At 70.1% G+C, this 16,663-nt stretch carries 13 protein-coding genes; 10 read left to right on the top strand and 3 right to left on the bottom strand.

The window, feature by feature from the left end:
• Positions 1-464 precede the first annotated feature (464 nt).
• Positions 465-605 (top strand): hypothetical protein, encoded by a 141-nt coding sequence (locus tag FNQ90_RS01825; RefSeq protein ID WP_182604628.1) that lies wholly within the window; start codon positions 465-467, stop codon positions 603-605.
• Between the two features lie 281 nt (positions 606-886).
• On the opposite strand, the gene FNQ90_RS01820 is transcribed toward FNQ90_RS01825, so the two are convergent.
• Together FNQ90_RS01820 and FNQ90_RS01815 are read right to left on the bottom strand one after the other, a co-directional pair.
• Complete coding sequence (locus FNQ90_RS01820) at positions 887-2,626, bottom strand: hypothetical protein (protein WP_182604627.1); 1,740 nt, start codon at positions 2,624-2,626, stop codon at positions 887-889.
• Between the two features lie 296 nt (positions 2,627-2,922).
• Positions 2,923-3,870: a ScbA/BarX family gamma-butyrolactone biosynthesis protein gene (locus FNQ90_RS01815; RefSeq protein WP_182604626.1), complete on the bottom strand. Its 948-nt coding sequence runs from the start codon at positions 3,868-3,870 to the stop codon at positions 2,923-2,925.
• 110 nt (positions 3,871-3,980) lie between these two features.
• On the opposite strand from FNQ90_RS01815, the gene FNQ90_RS01810 reads away from it, so the two are divergent.
• A complete protein-coding gene (locus tag FNQ90_RS01810) occupies positions 3,981-4,607 on the top strand; it encodes a ScbR family autoregulator-binding transcription factor (protein ID WP_182604625.1) in 627 nt (208 codons plus the stop codon).
• A gap of 20 nt (positions 4,608-4,627) precedes the next feature.
• Positions 4,628-5,530 carry an NAD-dependent epimerase/dehydratase family protein gene (locus FNQ90_RS01805; protein ID WP_323379729.1) on the top strand — a complete coding sequence of 301 codons (903 nt, stop codon included), beginning with the start codon at positions 4,628-4,630 and terminating at the stop codon, positions 5,528-5,530.
• 7 nt (positions 5,531-5,537) lie between these two features.
• Here FNQ90_RS01805 and FNQ90_RS01800 read toward each other — a convergent pair whose 3' ends face one another.
• Entirely contained in the window at positions 5,538-6,149 is a 612-nt protein-coding gene (locus FNQ90_RS01800; RefSeq protein ID WP_194432147.1) for a ScbR family autoregulator-binding transcription factor, read from the bottom strand.
• A gap of 382 nt (positions 6,150-6,531) precedes the next feature.
• Here FNQ90_RS01800 and FNQ90_RS01795 point away from each other — a divergent pair, with 382 nt between their 5' ends.
• From FNQ90_RS01795 to FNQ90_RS01765, 7 genes are all read left to right on the top strand, one after another.
• The gene (locus FNQ90_RS01795; RefSeq protein ID WP_182604623.1) at positions 6,532-7,725 is read left to right on the top strand and encodes an IS701 family transposase; all 1,194 of its coding nucleotides are present in this window, start codon (positions 6,532-6,534) and stop codon (positions 7,723-7,725) included.
• 159 nt (positions 7,726-7,884) lie between these two features.
• Positions 7,885-8,328, top strand: a complete 444-nt coding sequence (locus tag FNQ90_RS01790) for a winged helix-turn-helix transcriptional regulator (protein ID WP_143617038.1) — start codon at positions 7,885-7,887, stop codon at positions 8,326-8,328.
• Positions 8,329-8,429: 101 nt separating this feature from the next.
• The gene (locus FNQ90_RS01785; RefSeq protein WP_182604622.1) at positions 8,430-9,425 is read left to right on the top strand and encodes a DUF1702 family protein; all 996 of its coding nucleotides are present in this window, start codon (positions 8,430-8,432) and stop codon (positions 9,423-9,425) included.
• 76 nt (positions 9,426-9,501) lie between these two features.
• Positions 9,502-10,488 (top strand): DUF1702 family protein, encoded by a 987-nt coding sequence (locus FNQ90_RS01780; protein WP_182604621.1) that lies wholly within the window; start codon positions 9,502-9,504, stop codon positions 10,486-10,488.
• A 56-nt stretch (positions 10,489-10,544) separates the two neighbouring features.
• Positions 10,545-12,392: a CRTAC1 family protein gene (locus FNQ90_RS01775; protein ID WP_182604630.1), complete on the top strand. Its 1,848-nt coding sequence runs from the start codon at positions 10,545-10,547 to the stop codon at positions 12,390-12,392.
• A 2-nt stretch (positions 12,393-12,394) separates the two neighbouring features.
• The gene (locus tag FNQ90_RS01770; protein WP_228470792.1) at positions 12,395-13,522 is read left to right on the top strand and encodes an enediyne biosynthesis protein; all 1,128 of its coding nucleotides are present in this window, start codon (positions 12,395-12,397) and stop codon (positions 13,520-13,522) included.
• Positions 13,519-16,663: type I polyketide synthase (locus tag FNQ90_RS01765; RefSeq protein WP_182604620.1), on the top strand; the 3,145-nt coding region annotated here is incomplete at its 3' end. The genes FNQ90_RS01770 and FNQ90_RS01765, both read left to right, overlap by 4 nt.

Raw genomic sequence — 16,663 nt, 5'->3', positions numbered from 1 at the left:
CGCCCGATCCCCGCCCCCAACTCCCGCTGCGTCTCCCCGGTCGCGAACAACAGCGCCGCGACCGTGAGCCGCAGCTGCTCCTCCGTACTCCGCATATGTTCACCTGCCATCACTGATGGAATCTCAGCATAACAGCCGGTGAGGACTGATGGGTCACTTCCTGAGGGGACACGAGCGATCCCGGTGGGGTGTTCGGGATTCCCGCTCCGGCTGTTCCCACCCGGTGGTGGAACCGGGCATGACCTTCACGAGGCCGGCCGTCGCCGCTGCCGGCATCCGGGCCACCGGCCGGGTGGCCGCCGCGCTGATCGGACGCTACCGCCCCACCGGCATCCCCCGGGTGGGGCGGCAGGGAAGACCGGGCGCAGGCGTACCGGCGACTGCCGGGCGCCGCGAACCGGTCGTTCGCCCACGCCTACCTCGCGTCCCATCTGCGACGCGATGCCGGGCGGGCGGCGCACAAGGTGCTGCTGGGCCGGCTTTCACAGGTGTGGGAGACCGGTGCCGAGTTGATCGGCGCACTGCACGGGGTCCGGTTGTGCGGCACCGTGAAGGTCATCGCCGCAGCGGAGAACCTCGTCACCGCCACCGGCGACCCGGGGTGAACGAGCGCAACGCCGATCGCTTCGAGAGGCGGGCCGAGGCGGTGATCGCCGCCCGGAAGGTGTTCCTCGACGCCTGCCGGGAGGACCCGGCGTACAACGCCCGCCGGCGGCAGCCATGGCGCCGGTACAAGGAACGCCGCTTCCTGCGCGACCAGGCTGGCCGCCGGCGGCACGGAGAGGAGGGCGGGGCGGGTGGGGACCGCGCGGCGGGACGCGACCGGTCCCACTCCCGAGGCCGGGGAGCGGGGTCGGTCGCCCGGTTGTTGTTCGGCTCGATGCCGTCAGAGCTTGGCTGCGGTTGGGAAGGCCTCCCGGGTCCCGCGTTCCCCGGCTGTGCGGACGACGGCGGCCGGTTCGGTCCGGAGCACCGCGACGGCGTCGTCCGTGGGAGGCCGGGACGGCTCGGCCTTCGCGGCCGGGGGCCCGGGCTCGGGCTCGGGTTGCGTCGGTCGGGGAGCGGCGGCCCGGGACTGTTCCCGGTGGTCGTCCCGGCGCTTCGGGTGTCGCTGCTCGCTCCGGTCGTGGTCCGTGGCCGGCTTGCCGAGCTTGCGCACGGCCTCCGGCGGGAGCTCCCGGACGCGGACCCGCTCCCGGGCAATCGGGCCCGGTCCCGGGGAAGTGCGCCCGTCGGGAGGGGAGGCGGCGGGACGGCCGGCCCTACCGCGGTCGAGGGCTGTTTCGGCACACGCACGACAGGGGTGCCGAGTCGACCAAAGAATTCCCGACTCGCAGTCTGGGTTCGCACAACCCCAGCGTGGCAGCGCAACGCCCAGGAGCCATCGGCCGGGATCCCGGATGTCCTCCCTGGATGTCACCGCGAACCGTGCGGTGAGCCGGTGGCGGAGTCGGCTGACCTCGGCTTCCTCATCCAGTTGCCGGCCGATTTCCCGTCCCAGGCGCCTGAGGAGGTAGGTGTTGACCCGGTCGAGGAGCAACCGCACCGGTTCGAGCACCGCGTGAACACGTGAGCTGAACGTCAGTCGCGGACCGGTGTACGGCGGATGAACGGTGTGTGGGGGTGCGGGTCGCACGGTGCCACCCCCACGGAACGCGGGGCCGCAACCGCGATCCGGGCGGGGCGGGGGCCCAACCGATCGAGCCGGGAACCCTACTACCCGCTTCTCGCCTTCGGCGGGTGACAAAAGCGCGCCGTCGTCATCCGGTCGGTCAATTCTAGTGTCTTCCTTGTACGCGAGCGATGCCTCATCACCCGGGTGACCCGATGCGTCATCAGGGATGGGGGACACCGGGTGGGATGAGGGGGAAGTGAGGAGGCTGACGGGGCCGTCGTGGACGAGGTAGTGGTGTCGGCCGCGGTTCCCTGCCCGACGTACCACGGTGATCCACCCCGTGGCGGCCAGGCGGTCGATGATCTCTCCCGCCGCGGCGGGAGAGAGGGGCAGGCCCGCCCGGCGGCCCGAGTGGTGCCGGAGGTGTCCGGCGAGTTCGCCCTCGGTGAGGGGGAGCTTCTGCGCGACGGCGAAAGCTATCACCGCATAGGCGCGGAGGAGCCGGGGAGGCAGGGACTCACTGGCGGCCACGGGGACCCAGACGAACAGTTCCTGCGCGCTCATCGGCCGAACCCGTCGTCGGGCGGTGGTGCCGTAACCGCCGGGGAGCGAGCGTCGGGAGCTCTGGGGAAGTTCGACGATGCCGTCCGCCGCTTCCGCGCGTAGTTCCGCGACAGCGCGTTCGACCGTGGACTTCGACAGGTACAGGTAGGAGGCGAGCGTGGCGATTCCCGCCGTACACGCCTCCGGACGCCGTCCCAGCGCCTTGATCTTGATGTAGACGCTCAGGGCCGCGTCACGGTAGTGCGGGGAGGTGACGAGCCGCATGGGCACCTTGACGCGTTGGGTGGTACGGGGGCGGAGCGCGGGCCTTTGTCCCGCGGAGGAGCGGGAGGAGAATTCGGGCGGGAGGATGCCGCGGTCGGTGCGGTCGGCCCCGGAGGGGCGTCCCGGTTGGAAAAGCGCCTGGTGGCAGCTCATGACAAGGCGCGTCTCCTTGCGGGATCTCATGCGGTCACCTTGCGGGAGATACGACGAAGCCATCGCTCGATTTCATGACCCGATCGAAACCGTGGTCATCGGCTGCGATCGGGGCTTCGGGCGGACCGTCGCCCGTCGAGGGGCGGGCTCGGCGGGCGACGGTTCCCGGGAGGGGGCGGTTCCCGGGACGGCCGCGACCGGGGATGCGGAGGCGTCGAGAGGTTTCCGGGCCCCGGTTCAGTCGGTGACCGGGGGGCGACACCGTCGGGGGCCGCCGGCCACGGGGACGTGTGGTGCTTTTCGGTCCCCGGGTCGTGCCGCTCGGCTCAGAGGTTGCTCACGTCCGTCATCTCCGCGGAGGCGGTGAAGGCGAAGCTGCCACCCTGCACGGCGTTGACGCGGATCGGGTGGCGGCCCGGCGTGTTGTCGGAAGGGGACGGTTCGGCCTCGATCCAGCAGGGGGAGTCGAACTCCACGTAGCGGTTGAAGGAGACGTCCATCGATGTGGGGGCCATGGCGCCGTTCGAGGGGGCGAGCGCGTGGCCGGCCTGTCGAATCGACTCCAACAGCAACATGCCGGGTACGTGATCGATGGGATGATCGAAGAGGACGGGGTGAGTCGTGTCGACCCGCAGGTTCCATCGCCGGTGCTCGGAGGTGGGGGAGAGAACGATGTCCCGGGAGCATGTGCGTCCCACCAGGTCCAGTGCCACCGGGTCCGGTGGTTTCGGTGCCGTGGAGAACACACTGGCCGCGTCGCCCCGTCCGCCCCGAAGCCGTCGGTACACGTTCGGGGAGTGTTGGCCGAACTTGACGGTGGCGATCGAGAGGAGGGAGCCGTCGCGCACCGCCTCCATGTGCATGGACATGGAGGCGGGAAGTGTCCGGTGGTACCGGACGTCCGTGCACTTCACGTGGAGGGTGATCTCGGCGGGGGTGGGCGCGGTGTGGAGAGCCCGGGGGTTGGCGGAGTACTGCAGGCGTGACCAGCTGATCTGGTAGCCGAAGGGGACGTCGTAGGCGGTGTGCGTGAGGAGCAGACCACACTGTCGGATGGTCTCGCACAGCAGCAGGGGGTCGTGGGTTCCGTACTCCGAACTGTAGAAACTGTGGGTTCGGGGCCATTGCGCGGTAACGACGAAGGAGTCGGGTGCCACCCGGTTCCAGCCGGTGAGGAACACCTCGGCCAGAGCGGCGCGGTGCACATACTCCTTGGCGACGGTGGTGGTGAGGGTCGGTCTTACCGTGACGGAACCATCTTGGGTTCTCAACATGCCTCTCCCCTGTGCGCGCGTGTACGCGGGTCACCTGCTCTACCGGTTAGAGAGGTTGCTCTATAAAATAAGGTCGTTCTGTTTTTTTGTCGAGAGATCGAGGACATCCGATGGCCGACCCCAAGCAGGAACGTGCGGTGAAGACGAGGAAGGTGATCCTGCATGCCGCCGCAGAGGTGTTCGACCAGTGGGGGTACAGCGGAGCCAGCATCAGCAAGATCATGGCTCGGGCGGGGGTCACCCAGGGCGCCATGTACTTCCACTTCAAGTCGAAGCAGGAACTCGCCCAGGCCGTCATGGCGAGCCAACAGGAGTTCGTGGAGTTCCCGCCGGGCGAGTTCGGGCTGCAGCGGATGATCGACCTCACCTTCTACCTCGCCCACGAACTGCAGACCAACGTGCTGGTACGGGCGAGTGTCCGGCTCGCCGTGGAACAGGGGGAGTTCGGGGTCAGAGACGACACCGTGTACCAGGAGTGGGCCGACCAGCTCCTCCTGTACCTGCGTTCGGCGCGGGAACGCGGTGAGCTGCTGCCCGAGGTCGACGAACAGGAGTTCGCGCAGATGCTCGTCGGCGCCTACGGCGGGACCCAGTTGCACTCCCACATCTCCACCAATCGGGCGGACCTTCCCCAGCGCGTCGCCTCGCTGTGGCGCTACCTCCTGCCGGGGCTGGCACCCGAGCACGTCAGGTCGCATCTGCGGATCGAGCCCCTGCCCAACGGCGTGGCGGCGTGAGGGGGGTCCCGCGGGTGGCGGTGGTCGGCCCCACGGGTTTCGTCGGCTCGGTGGTGCTGGGGGAACTCGAGCGCCGCCGCCGGGACGACGCCGGGGGCCGGGACCTGATCCTGCGGGCGGTGAGCCGCCGGGAACCGGGCGGCATCGATGAGTGGTGCCCCGTGGACCTGACGGTCCCGGAGACGGTGCGCGGTGTGTGCGAAGGGGTTGACGTGCTGCTGCATCTCGCCGCATCACTGAGTTCCGACGAGGAGCGGTGTGCGGCCGTCAACATCGAGGGCACCAGGGCCTTGATGGCCGATGCCTCACGGTACGGGGTCCGGCGTATCGTGCATCTGTCGACCACGGCCGTCTACGGCCCGGGCCCCCATCGCGGCATAGCGGTTGATGGGGTCCCACCGGCACCGGTCTCCCCTGCGAGCCGAACCCGGCTGGTGGCAGAGGGGTACGCACTCGCCGCCGGTGCCACGGTGCTCCGCCCCGCGCTGATCCTGGGCCCCGGGGACGAGTGGGTGGTACCCACGCTGACCCGGCTGCTCACCGCCGTTCCCACGTTGTGGGACGGCGGACGGGCCCTGCTCTCCCTCGTCCACGTGGTTGACCTGGCCCGTCTCATCACGTGCTTCGCCCTGAACGACGGGGGGCCCCGCGCGAGGATCTTCCACGCGGGGCATCCCGAGCCGGTGCGGTGCGGGGACCTCCTCACCACTTTGGCCCGGTGCGGTGAGCTGCCCGAGGTCACGGGGGATTCGTCACTGCGGCAGTGCGTGGCACGGCTGCGCGCCTCCGGCGCCGCGGTGAGCGAGCGCCAGTTCTCACTCGTGGCGCGTGATCACTGGTACGACAGTCGGGAAACATGGGAAGCAGCGGGTTGTGAGCCCGGCCGGGGCCCGCTGGCCCGGTTGACCGATTCCGCGAGGTGAACGGAGCTCAATCGGTCACGGGTTCGACGCCGGAGGGGTCGACCGAGAATCCCCGCAGGATCAGGCACCACAGCCGCGCCATCCGCTCGACCGCGCTCTCGTGGTCGTCGTCCGTCCGGTGGTACATCACATGCACCTCGGCCCCCGCCGTCAGGTGCTCCACCAGCGTCGCCACGTCCCCCACCGGCGTTCCGGCCCGCAGTTCACCGTTCTCGGAGGCGAGGTCCAGCAGTTCGTTGACCGTCGGCAACCAGACGGCCGACCATGCCGGCACCTGCGGTCTCTCCCGGGCGAGCCGGATGGCCGCGCTCACCCACGGGTCCTCCTCCATCAGGCGGGCCAGGTGCAGCGTCAGGCCGATGAGGCGGCGCAGTGCCGTTCCGGGCTCGGCGCATGCCTGTTCCACCGTCGTCAGGGTGACCGATCGTCCCTTCCGGTCCACCGCGTTGGCCAGCTCCTCCTTGGAGGAGAAGTGGAAGGTGACCGCCCCGACGGACATGCCGGACGCCTTGCTGATGCGGGCCAGCGAACTCCGGTCGTACCCCTCGCGTTGGAATGCGGCCGCAGCGGCCGACATCACGGAGGCCCGTGTCCGCACCGCCCTCTCCTGCTTCACCATGCTGTCTCCTGAGGCACGCTCGTCAACGGACCCGGGGGAGGGACGGGTCCGTCCCGATGGAGCGCCGTGGCATCCCGCGAGGATCATGCGGTCACCCTCGACGCAGTCTGGTTCCGGGTGTGAGCCACCGGCAAGCCCGAGTTGCCCAAGACGTAACGAAATTCACGAATGAGCGATTCCGTGCCATTGGGGCGAGAGGGCACCGCGCGCCACCGAAACCGGGCCCCGTCCGCCGCGGCACCCACCGCCCGGCCCACTTGAACACCCGGCCCACTTGCCGAAGTGGGCCGGATATCGTCCCTGCCCCCCAAAAAAAACAGGGTGTTCGCTATTCTTGTCTCCGTACGCGACGACACGGCCCGGGACGGAAAGGAAACACCCCATGGTCACCCACGCCCTGAGGAGCGCCCCGAGCTCGGTACCCGTGTTCGCCGAGCGGCTCTTCGGACCCCTGCCCCGTGCCGACCAGCGGCGCTGGGCGGAGGTCTACCTGCAGAGCCTGCTGACCACCCCCGGCAAGAAGTCGGTACGACGTCTGGCGGCCACCGTCTCGGACTCGCCGACCGCTTCCCAGTCCCTGCACCAGTTCATCAACGCCAGCCCCTGGGACTGGATGCCGGTTCGCAGGGAGTTGACCCACTGGGTCGAGCAGAGACTCACACCGCGGGCATGGGTCGTCGACCTCGCCGTGATACGCAAGCGGGGCGAGCACTCCTGCGGGGTCCACCGCCGCTTCGTCCCCTCCACCGGACGTTCGGTGACCTGCCAGGTGGGCATCGGCGCCTTCCTGGCGGCACCCGGAGCCGCCGTTCCGGTGGACTGGCGCCTGCTGCTGTCCGGCCCCTGGACCAGGGACGCCGCGCTTCGCAGTCGCACCCGGATTCCCGAACACGTCGGTCCCCGGACGGTCGAACAACATGTCCTGAGCCTGGTCGACGCCCTCACCGGGGTCAGCCGCCACCCTTCCGTTCCGATCGTGGCCGACCTGAGCACGACGCCCGGCGCTCCGGCGCTGATCCGCGGCCTGGCGCTGCGCAATCGGGATTTCCTCGTCGCGGTTCCCGACGGCATCACGATCTCCCTCGGCCACCACCTGCGGGTTCATCACCGACACAGCGCGGAACACCGGGCGCCGACGCTCACCGGCCGCAGCCTTTTCGCCGGTGAACCGGATGACCGCACCCGTATCGTGACGGTTCCCCCCGCCCCGGGGCGGGCCCGCTCCCTGACGGTCCTGACCGGCATCGTTCATCTCCCCGAGGCCTCCGCGGGCGGGTCGGCCCCCCGCACCTACCGGATGTTGGCCACGCACCCCGGGGCGGGGCGCAGCCCCTCGCGGCTCTGGCTGACGAATCTCACGCACGCCCGGATGGCGGACCTGGTGGAGCTGACCCGGCTGTTCTCCGGGACGGCGGGATCCATACGCGAGATGGAACGGGACTTCGGCCTGCTGGACTTCGAGGGACGTTCCTATCCGGGCTGGCATCACCACATGACCCTGGCCTCCGCCGCCCACGCCTTCAGTCGCCTGCACCACCGGGGTGTGCCGCAGGAACGAGCACTGGTCAGCGCATGACCCCTCGACGGTTTGTTCCGGCGGGGCGAGGAGGCCGTCCTTCCCCACGGCGCCCCGCCGCACCCCGCGTCACGCACGGCGATATCCGCCCCACCGACATCGTCCGCGACCTCGGCATCTCGGTCTCGTCATGAAACCCAACAGCTCTAGGATGAGGGGATGCTGAGACACACCTACGAGGGGCAGGACTGCAACCTGGCTCGCGCGTTGGAGATCGTCGGGGAACGCTGGACACTCCTGATCGTCCGCTCGGCGCTGCTCGGCACCGAACGCTTCGAGGGATTTCTCGACAACCTCGAGATCGCCCGAAACGTCCTGGCCAACCGCCTGGCCCGCCTGGTCGACCACGGTCTGATGGAACGCGTGCCCTACCAGGAGCGCCCCCTGCGGTACGCGTACCGGCTGACCCCCGTGGGTCGTGATCTCACCCGGGCGGTCGTCGCGCTGATGCAGTGGGGGGACCGGAATCTGTCCCGGGACGAGCAGCCACCGCGTCGCGCCGATCACCTCGGTTGTGACGGCCCGGTCCACGCCACGCTGTGTTGTTCCCGGTGCGGCCGTGAGGTGCGGAACGAGGAGGTGACCGTCCGCTCCGTGCGGTGAACGCGTCGGAGCGCACAACGGAAGATGACCCGCGGGACAGCCCCGGCCGACGATGAGCCCTCCCCTCCGCCGCACCCGGCGGTCCGTCCGAGGAGGTGCCCGTGGCAGCTGTCCTGGGAGCACTGCGCCGGCTGGTCCTGGCCCCGGCGTTGTCCGACGTGGGCTTTGCCGGACGCGGTTTCCGCGTCCCCCCGAGCGACGCGTCCCGCCGTCTGGAGGCCATTCCCCAAGCCGTGGTCTGCGGTTTCGAGTGGGGGATCGAGGACCGGCATCTGGCGGACACCGAACGTCGACTGGCCATGGTCGACCCCGCGGTCCGGGGCTTCGCCTACGAGGGCGCCACGATGGCCTGCGTCATCCGCGATGTGATGGTTCCGGGTCGCCACCGCACCGGGGATCTGTTGCGCGGCGGGGGCAGGCCGCACATCTTCCTGAACTACATCGGCATCGGTTTCGCCCTCGCCCGCCTGCCCCGCCGACTGTGGCGAAGGGCCGTGCCGGAACTGACCGGTGCCGAGTACTACCCCACGATGAGCTGGCTCGCCGTCGACGGCTACGGCTTCGACCTGGCGTACTTCCGCACCGATCGCTGGATCGACGGGCAGCACATCCCCCGGCCGTACGCCTGGGAGGGCGAGGCGGGGTACTTTCCCCGGGCCGTGGATCAGGGAATCGGCCGTGCGTTGTGGTTCGTCCACGGCGGCCGCACCGATCACGTGACGGCCGCCGTGCGCCGGTTCGCCCTCGGCCGGCAGGCCGATCTGTGGAGCGGCGTGGGACTCGCGGCCACCTTCGCCGGAGGCACCACGGCCGAGGCGTTGGCGGCCCTGGGCGAGGACGCGGGGGAGCACCGTGACCATGTGGCGCAGGGGGCGGTGTTCGCCGCCAAGGCCCGTCACCACGCCGGGTACGTTCCCGAACACTGCCGCACGGCCACGCGGGCACTCACCGGCCTCGAGGTCGAGGCCGCGGCCCGGTTGGCCGACGACTGTTCCGTGACCGCCACCGACACGGGTGGCGCACCGGCTTACGAGATGTGGCGTCGCGGTGTGCGCGACCGCCTCTCCCTCACCACGGTTCGAGCACGGACGAAGTAGACACCCGTCCGATCCCGCCGACTATCTTCGAAAAGAATCGTTAATTCATGGAGTCCATGAAGGGCGGTCGACCGACTTGTCCACGATATTCGGCACGCTGCGGCGTCGAATACTGACACCCTCAACATCGGAAACGAAAATCGAAACCCGCGGATTCCACCGCAAGGATCGGGAGTCCGGGGAACAGTTGGAAAGAGTTGGCCGGACCTTCCTCGAAGGATACGGCCATGCGGTCGAGGCGCGTTCCTCCGCCGAACTCGAGGAGAGACTCGAGGCCATGCCTCTCACCCACCGGGGCTTCGCCTACGAGGGTGCGGGCATGGGTGCCGTCGTCCACGACGCGCTGCCGGGCCACGGCGGACGACTCCAGGGGCTGCTCGAGGGCCGGGGCCGGGATCACGTCTACATGGTGTACGTGGGCATCGGCTGGGCCATGGCCCGCCTGCCGAAGTTCCTGTGGCCGGACGTCCGCGGGACCGATCCCCTGCTGCGTTGGCTGATCCTGGACGGTTACGGCTTCCACCAGGCCTACTTCCGCACGGGAGCATACGTGCGCACCCCCGGGGTCGAGCATCCGTTCAGTTGGGAGGGTGGCTCCGACTCCTACGCCCCCAAGGCCATCGACCAGGGCATAGGACGTGCCCTGTGGTTCGTCGGCGGCACCGACCCCGACGTGGTGGCCGACCTGATCGCCGCCTACCCCGCGCACCGGCACGGTGATCTGTACGCGGGAACGGGCCTGGCCGCCACCTACGCGGGCGCCGCGGACGCGGATGAACTGCGGCGGCTCGCCGAACGTGCCGGCCCGCACCGCCACCACCTGGCCCAGGGCTCCGCCTTCGCCGCGGAGGCCCGACAGAAGGCGGGCACCACGGTGCCCCACACGTACCTGGCCACCCGCGTCCTGTGCGGGACCACACCGGAGCGGGCCGCCCGGGTGTGTCTCGATCAAATGCCCGTGACCGGCGACCGGGTTGATCTCCCGGCCTACGAGATCTGGCGCCGGGGCATCGCCACGGAAATCGCCTCGTTCTCCCTTCCATCGAAAGGTGCGAACCCATGAAAAAGGCACGTGGCCGACTTCTGAAGAACTTTCCGGGAATCATCGCGCTCACTCTCATGGTGAGTATTTTCTATGCGGTCCGGCTACCGGAGCCGTCGGCAGCCGACACGAGGGAACTGGCGGGGGATTACGCTTTCCAGCCGATGTCGATAGCCATGCCCGCCGGATTCGAACGGCAGGAGATCCGTCGGGTCAACCAGGCGTACGAACACATCGACGCGTGGATTTCCTCGGTCGGGGCCGGTATCGCCATGAACGACATCGACGGCGACGGGCTCCCCAACGACCTGTGCGTCACCGACCCCCGGATCGATCAGGTGGTCGTCACCCCGACCCCGAACCGCGAGGACGGCTACGCACCGTTCGCGCTGGACCCGGCTCCGCTTCCCATGAACGACACCATGGCGCCGATGGGCTGTGTGCCCGGTGACTTCAACGACGACGGTGCCACGGACCTTCTCGTCTACTACTGGGGGCGGACTCCGATCATCTTCATGGCGAAGGGGGACGGAGCGGGCGGGGAGCTGACCGCGGAGTCCTTCGAGCCGACCGAGTTGCTACCCGGCACGGGCGGAGCCCGGTACACCGGCCCGCTGTGGAACTCCAACGCCGCCGTGGTGGCCGACTTCGACGGTGACGGGTACCCGGACATCTTCATCGGCAACTACTTCCCCGACAGTCCGGTCCTCGATCCCTCCAAGAACGGCGGGGTCACCATGAACGAGTCCCTGTCCCGTGCCCGGAACGGGGGCGGCGGCCACTTCTTCCTGTGGACCGAGAACGGCTACGAGAAGGTCAGCGACGCCCTGCCGCAGTCGCTGAGCGGGGGGTGGACCCTCGCCGCCTCCGCCGCCGATCTCGACGGTGACCACCTGCCGGAGCTCTTCCTCGCCCACGACTTCGGCACCTCGGCGCTCCTGTACAACACCTCGCGTCCCGGCCACCTGGAGTTCTCCGAGGTCAAGTCCGTCCGCTCCGGATCCGTCCCCAAGTCGAAGGAACTGGGTCGCAGCTCCTTCAAGGGGATGGGCATCGACTTCGGTGACCTCGACAACGACGGTCAGTACGACATGTTCATCAGCAACATCACCACGTCGTTCGGCATCCAGGAGTCCAACTTCGCCTTCATCGGCACGGCCGACGAGCGCGGCGAGCTGCGCGAACACTTCCGGGACGGCATCGCACCGTTCGAGGACCGCAGCACCGATCTCGGCGTCGCGTGGTCCGGGTGGGGCTGGGACGTGAAGACCGGTGACTTCAACAACAGCGGCGAGCTGGAGATCACCCAGGCGCTCGGCTTCGTCAAGGGAAAGGAGAACCGCTGGCCGCAGCTCCAGGAACTGGCCACCGCCAACGACGCGCTGATCGCCGATCCCGCCTGGTGGCCGAACGTCCGCAAGGGCGACGACCTCGCCGGAAGCCAGACCATGCGCTTCTTCGCCAAGGGGGAGGACGGCACCTACCTCGATCTGTCCCCCGCCCTCGGCCTCGCGGTGCCCGTCCCGAGCCGTGGCATCGCCACCGGTGACGTGGACGGCGACGGACGTCTGGACATCGCGGTGGCCCACCAGTGGGACGAGCCGGTGTTCTACCACAACGTCGGCGAGGACACCGGATCCTTCCTCGGTCTGAAGCTCACCCACGAGTCCGGGGCTCCCGTGATCGGCGCCGAGGTCCGCCTCACCCTGCCCGACGGCGGCGAACGCGTCGCCCGTGTCGACGGCGGCGGCGGGCATTCCGGCAAGCGCAGCACGGATGTCCACATCGGCCTCGGGGATGCCCGGGGACCGCTGGACGTGCAGCTGACCTGGCGGGATCGCGCCGGCGACGTCCATGAGCAACAGCTGAAGCTGGCACCCGGCTGGCACAGCCTCCGGCTCGGAACCCAGGTCAAGGAGAAGTGACCATGTCCGCACCGCAGCCCACACCGAGCAAGACCACGTCCGGGGAGCGGAAGGAACCCGCCACCCCACCGCACCGCAACGAGAAGGCCGTCACGGCCCTGCGCCGGTTCGCGATCTCGATCTCCGTGCTGAACATCTTCGGTTACACGGTGCTCGGTTTCGAACAGCCGTGGACGTGGCCCTTCATCGCGCTCGCCACCGCCTACACCGTCGAGATCTTCCTCGAGATGATCGGCGCCCGCTCCGAGGGCCGGGCCCCGCGCTACCGCGGCAACGGCGTACGCGGAATGGTGGAGTTCCTCTATCCCGCCCACATCACGGCACTTGCCGTGAACATGCTCTCCTACGTCAACGACCTCGTCTGGGTCATGGTGTTCGGTGTGGTCGTCGCCGTCGGCGCCAAGTGGGTGCTGCGCGCCCCGGTCCGGGGCCGCCTGCGGCACTTCATGAACCCCTCGAACTTCGGTATCGCGGTCATCCTGCTGCTCTTCCCCTGGGCCAGCATCGCCCCGCCCTACCACTTCACCATCTACCTCGACGGCGGTCTCAACTGGCTGGTCCCGGCGATCATCGTCGTTCTCGGCACGATGCTCAACGCCAAGCTCACCGAGCGCATGTGGCTCATCCTGGCCTGGGTCGGCGGCTACATCCTGCAAGCCGTCGTCCGGGGCGTGCTGTTCGACACCTCCATCCCCGCGGCCCTGGCGATGATGAGCGGTGTGGCGTTCGTGCTCTTCACGAACTACATGATCACCGACCCGGGCACCACCCCCTCCTCGAAGTGGGGTCAGATCGCCTTCGGCGGTGGTGTCGCCGGTCTGTACGGGGTGCTGACGGCGCTCGGCGTCGCGTACGGCATCTTCTTCGCGACCGCCCTGGTCTGCCTCATCCGCGGCGCCCACCTGTGGAGCATCGACATCCGTGACCGGAAGCAGGCCGCGGAACGGGCCGACGGGACGACCCCCGCGCAGGTCGCCCCCGTGCCACCCCCCACGGACGACTTCATGACCAAGGAACTCACGCCGGAGCAGTTCACGGACTCGCGGTGCGAATGCGCCGACGGATGTTCCTGCCCGGCCGGATCCACCGGGAACAAGCCCCAGGAGGAGAAAGCCGTGGTGCCGGCATGAGCAGAATCGCCATCGTCGGGATGGCCTGCCGCTATCCCGACGCCTCGACCCCGGGCGAACTGTGGGAGAACGCCGTCGCCGGGCGGCGGGCCTTCCGTCGCCTGCCCGATGAGCGGATGCGCCTGGAGGACTACTGGGATGCCGACCCGGCCGCCCCGGACCGCTTCTACGCCCGTAACGCGGCGGTGCTGGAGGGCTACGCGTTCGACCGCCTCGGTCACCGGATCGCGGGCAGCACCTACCGCTCGACCGACCTCACGCACTGGCTCGCCCTCGACACCGCCTCGCAGGCCCTGCGCGACGCCGGTTTCCCGGCCGGGGAGGGGCTGCCCGCGGACCGCACCGGAGTGGTCGTCGGCAACACCCTCACCGGGGAGTTCGCCCGGGCCAATGTGATGCGGCTGCGCTGGCCGTACGTGCGGCGTGTCATGGCGCAGGCCCTGCGGGGGCAGGAGTGGGACGAGAACCGCGTCGCGGACTTCCTCGCCGACGTCGAGGTCTCCTACAAGGAACCCTTCCCGGAGATCGACGAGGACACCCTGGCCGGGGGTCTGTCCAACACCATCGCCGGCCGCATCTGCAACCACTTCGATCTCCACGGCGGCGGCTACACCGTCGACGGCGCGTGCTCCTCGTCGCTGCTGTCGGTCACCACGGCCGCCACCTCGCTCCTGGGGGGCGACCTCGACGTGGCGGTGGCCGGTGGCGTCGACCTGTCGATCGATCCCTTCGAGATCATCGGCTTCGCCAAAACCGGCGCGCTGGCCAGGGGCGAGATGCGCCTGTACGACCGCGGCTCCAACGGCTTCTGGCCCGGCGAGGGCTGCGGCATGGTCGTCCTGATGCGGGAGGAGGACGCGCTCGCCGGCAACCATCGCATCTACGCCACGATCGCGGGCTGGGGCGTCTCCTCCGACGGCCAGGGCGGCATCACCCGACCCGAGGTGAGCGGTTACCGACTCGCCCTGGGGCGCGCCTACGAACGAGCCGGCTTCGGCATCGACACGGTGAGCCTGTTCGAGGGCCACGGGACGGGCACGGCCGTCGGCGACCGCACCGAGCTGACCGCGCTCATGGGAGCCCGGGCGGCGGCCGACCCGAACGCCCCGGTCGCCGCGATCACCTCGATCAAGGGCATGATCGGCCACACCAAGGCCGCGGCCGGTGTCGCCGGCCTGATCAAGGCCGCCATGGCGGTCGACAGCCAGGTGCTGCCGCCCGCCATCGGCTGCGTCGACCCCCACGAGTTGCTCACCGGTGAGGGGGCCAACCTGCGTGCCCTGCGCGGGGCCGAGGCATGGCCGGAGCACGCCCCCCGCCGGGCCGGCATCACCGCGATGGGCTTCGGCGGCATCAACACGCACGTCGTCCTCGACGAGCCCACCGCCCGTCGTCGCACCGCACCCAGCCGTCGGGCCACCGCGCTCGGGCGCTCGGCCCAGGACGGCGAGCTGCTGCTCCTGGAGGGCGAGTCCCCCGAGGCGCTGCGGGCCCGGCTGATCGAGGTCGCCGACTTCGTGGCGCGGGTCTCCTACGGGCAGGTCGCCGACCTGGCCGCGACGCTCCAGCGGGAACTGCGCGGTCTGTCCCACCGGGCCGCCGTCGTGGTCTCCTCTCCCGAGGACGCCGAGCGTCGCCTGCGGCACCTGGCCGACGCCGCTGGCGAGGGGCACCACCTGCATGTCACCGCCGACGGCAGCGGATTCCTGGGCCGGGCCACCGGCCACGGCCGGATCGGTTTCCTCTTCCCCGGCCAGGGCTCCGGCAGGGGCACCGGCGGGGGCGCGCTGCGTCGCCGCTTCCCCGAGGTGGACGAGGTGTACGGGCGCGCCGCCCTGCCCACCGGGGGGGACATGGTCGCCACCGATGTGGCGCAGCCGCGGATCGTCACCGGCTCGGCGGCCGGGCTGCGTGCCCTGGACGCCCTGCGGGTCGAGGCGGTCGTCGCCCTCGGTCACAGCCTGGGCGAGTTGTCCGCGCTGCACTGGGCCGGTGCCCTCGACGAGGCGACCCTGCTGGAGGTGGCCCGGGTCCGTGGTCGGGCCATGGCCGAGCACGGTGACGCGTCCGGCACCATGGCGTCGCTCGCCGCCTCCCCCGAAAGGGTGGAGGAGTTCGTTGAAGGGCTCTCCGTCGTCATCGCCGGATACAACGGCCCCGCGCAGACGGTCGTCGCCGGGACGGTCGAGGAGGTCGAGGAGGTCCGGCGCAGGGCCGAGGGGGCGGGCGTCGGCTGCACCCGGATCGCGGTGTCGCACGCCTTCCACTCCCCTCTGGTCGCGTCCGCCGCCGACGCCCTCGGCGACTGGTTGGCCGACGCCGATCTCCCCCTCGGCCGACCGGCCGGGCGGGTCCTCTCCACGGTGACCGGCACCGAACTGGCCCCCGGGACCGACCTGGTGGCCCTGCTGCGGCGGCAGATCACCGAGCCGGTCCTGTTCACCCGGGCCGTCACCGCGGCCGCCGAGAACGTCGACCTCTTCGTCGAGGTCGGCCCGGGTCGGGTCCTCAGTGCTCTGGCCACGGCGACGACCGGGGTACCGGCCGTCGCGCTGAACACCGATGACGAATCGCTCCACGGCCTGCTCCGGGTCGTGGGCGCGGCCCATGTGATCGGCGCCCCCGTCGACCTCGGGCTGCTCTTCCGGGACCGGTTGATCCGCCCGCTGGCCGTCGGGCAGGAATTCGACTTCCTGTCCAGCCCCTGCGAACAGGCCCCCCGGGTATCGCTGCCGGCCGGTCGACCCCCGACCGACGCCGGGAAACCCTCGGCTCCCGAGGCCCCACCCGCCGCGGACACCGCCCCACCGCAGGAAGCGGCGGTCCCCGATCGGCCGGACGGCGCCGCCGCGCTCGATGTGCTGCGCGGCCTGGTTTCCGAGCGCGCCGAGCTGCCCGCGGAACTGGTGGCGCCCGACAGTCGGCTCCTGGACGACCTGCACATGAGCTCGATCACCGTGGGCCAGATCGTCAACCAGGCGGCGTCCCGGCTCGGCATCGCCGCCACGCAGGTACCGACCAACTTCGCCACCGCGACCCTCGCCGAACTCGCCGAGGCGCTGGACACACTGGTGGGCACCGGCGGGGAAACCGGGGACACCGGGGAGGGCGCCCCCGTCGTCACCGGGGCCGCCCCCTGGG

The sequence above is a fragment of the Streptomyces alkaliphilus genome, assembly GCF_014141535.1.
GTDB classification, from domain to species: Bacteria; Actinomycetota; Actinomycetes; order Streptomycetales; family Streptomycetaceae; genus Streptomyces; species Streptomyces alkaliphilus.
This window is presented reverse-complemented; position numbering and strand designations above follow the sequence as displayed.

What these genes read in the sequence shown, in the direction of transcription:
- FNQ90_RS01820 (WP_182604627.1), bottom strand. Translation starts at nt 2,626, where the DNA reads ATGAGATCCCGCAAGGAGACGCGCCTTGTCATGAGCTGCCACCAGGCG.
- FNQ90_RS01815 (WP_182604626.1), bottom strand. Translation starts at nt 3,870, where the DNA reads ATGTTGAGAACCCAAGATGGTTCCGTCACGGTAAGACCGACCCTCACC.
- FNQ90_RS01810 (WP_182604625.1), top strand. Translation starts at nt 3,981, where the DNA reads ATGGCCGACCCCAAGCAGGAACGTGCGGTGAAGACGAGGAAGGTGATC.
- FNQ90_RS01800 (WP_194432147.1), bottom strand. Translation starts at nt 6,149, where the DNA reads ATGGTGAAGCAGGAGAGGGCGGTGCGGACACGGGCCTCCGTGATGTCG.
- FNQ90_RS01795 (WP_182604623.1), top strand. Translation starts at nt 6,532, where the DNA reads ATGGTCACCCACGCCCTGAGGAGCGCCCCGAGCTCGGTACCCGTGTTC.
- FNQ90_RS01790 (WP_143617038.1), top strand. Translation starts at nt 7,885, where the DNA reads ATGCTGAGACACACCTACGAGGGGCAGGACTGCAACCTGGCTCGCGCG.
- FNQ90_RS01775 (WP_182604630.1), top strand. Translation starts at nt 10,545, where the DNA reads ATGGTGAGTATTTTCTATGCGGTCCGGCTACCGGAGCCGTCGGCAGCC.
- FNQ90_RS01770 (WP_228470792.1), top strand. Translation starts at nt 12,395, where the DNA reads ATGTCCGCACCGCAGCCCACACCGAGCAAGACCACGTCCGGGGAGCGG.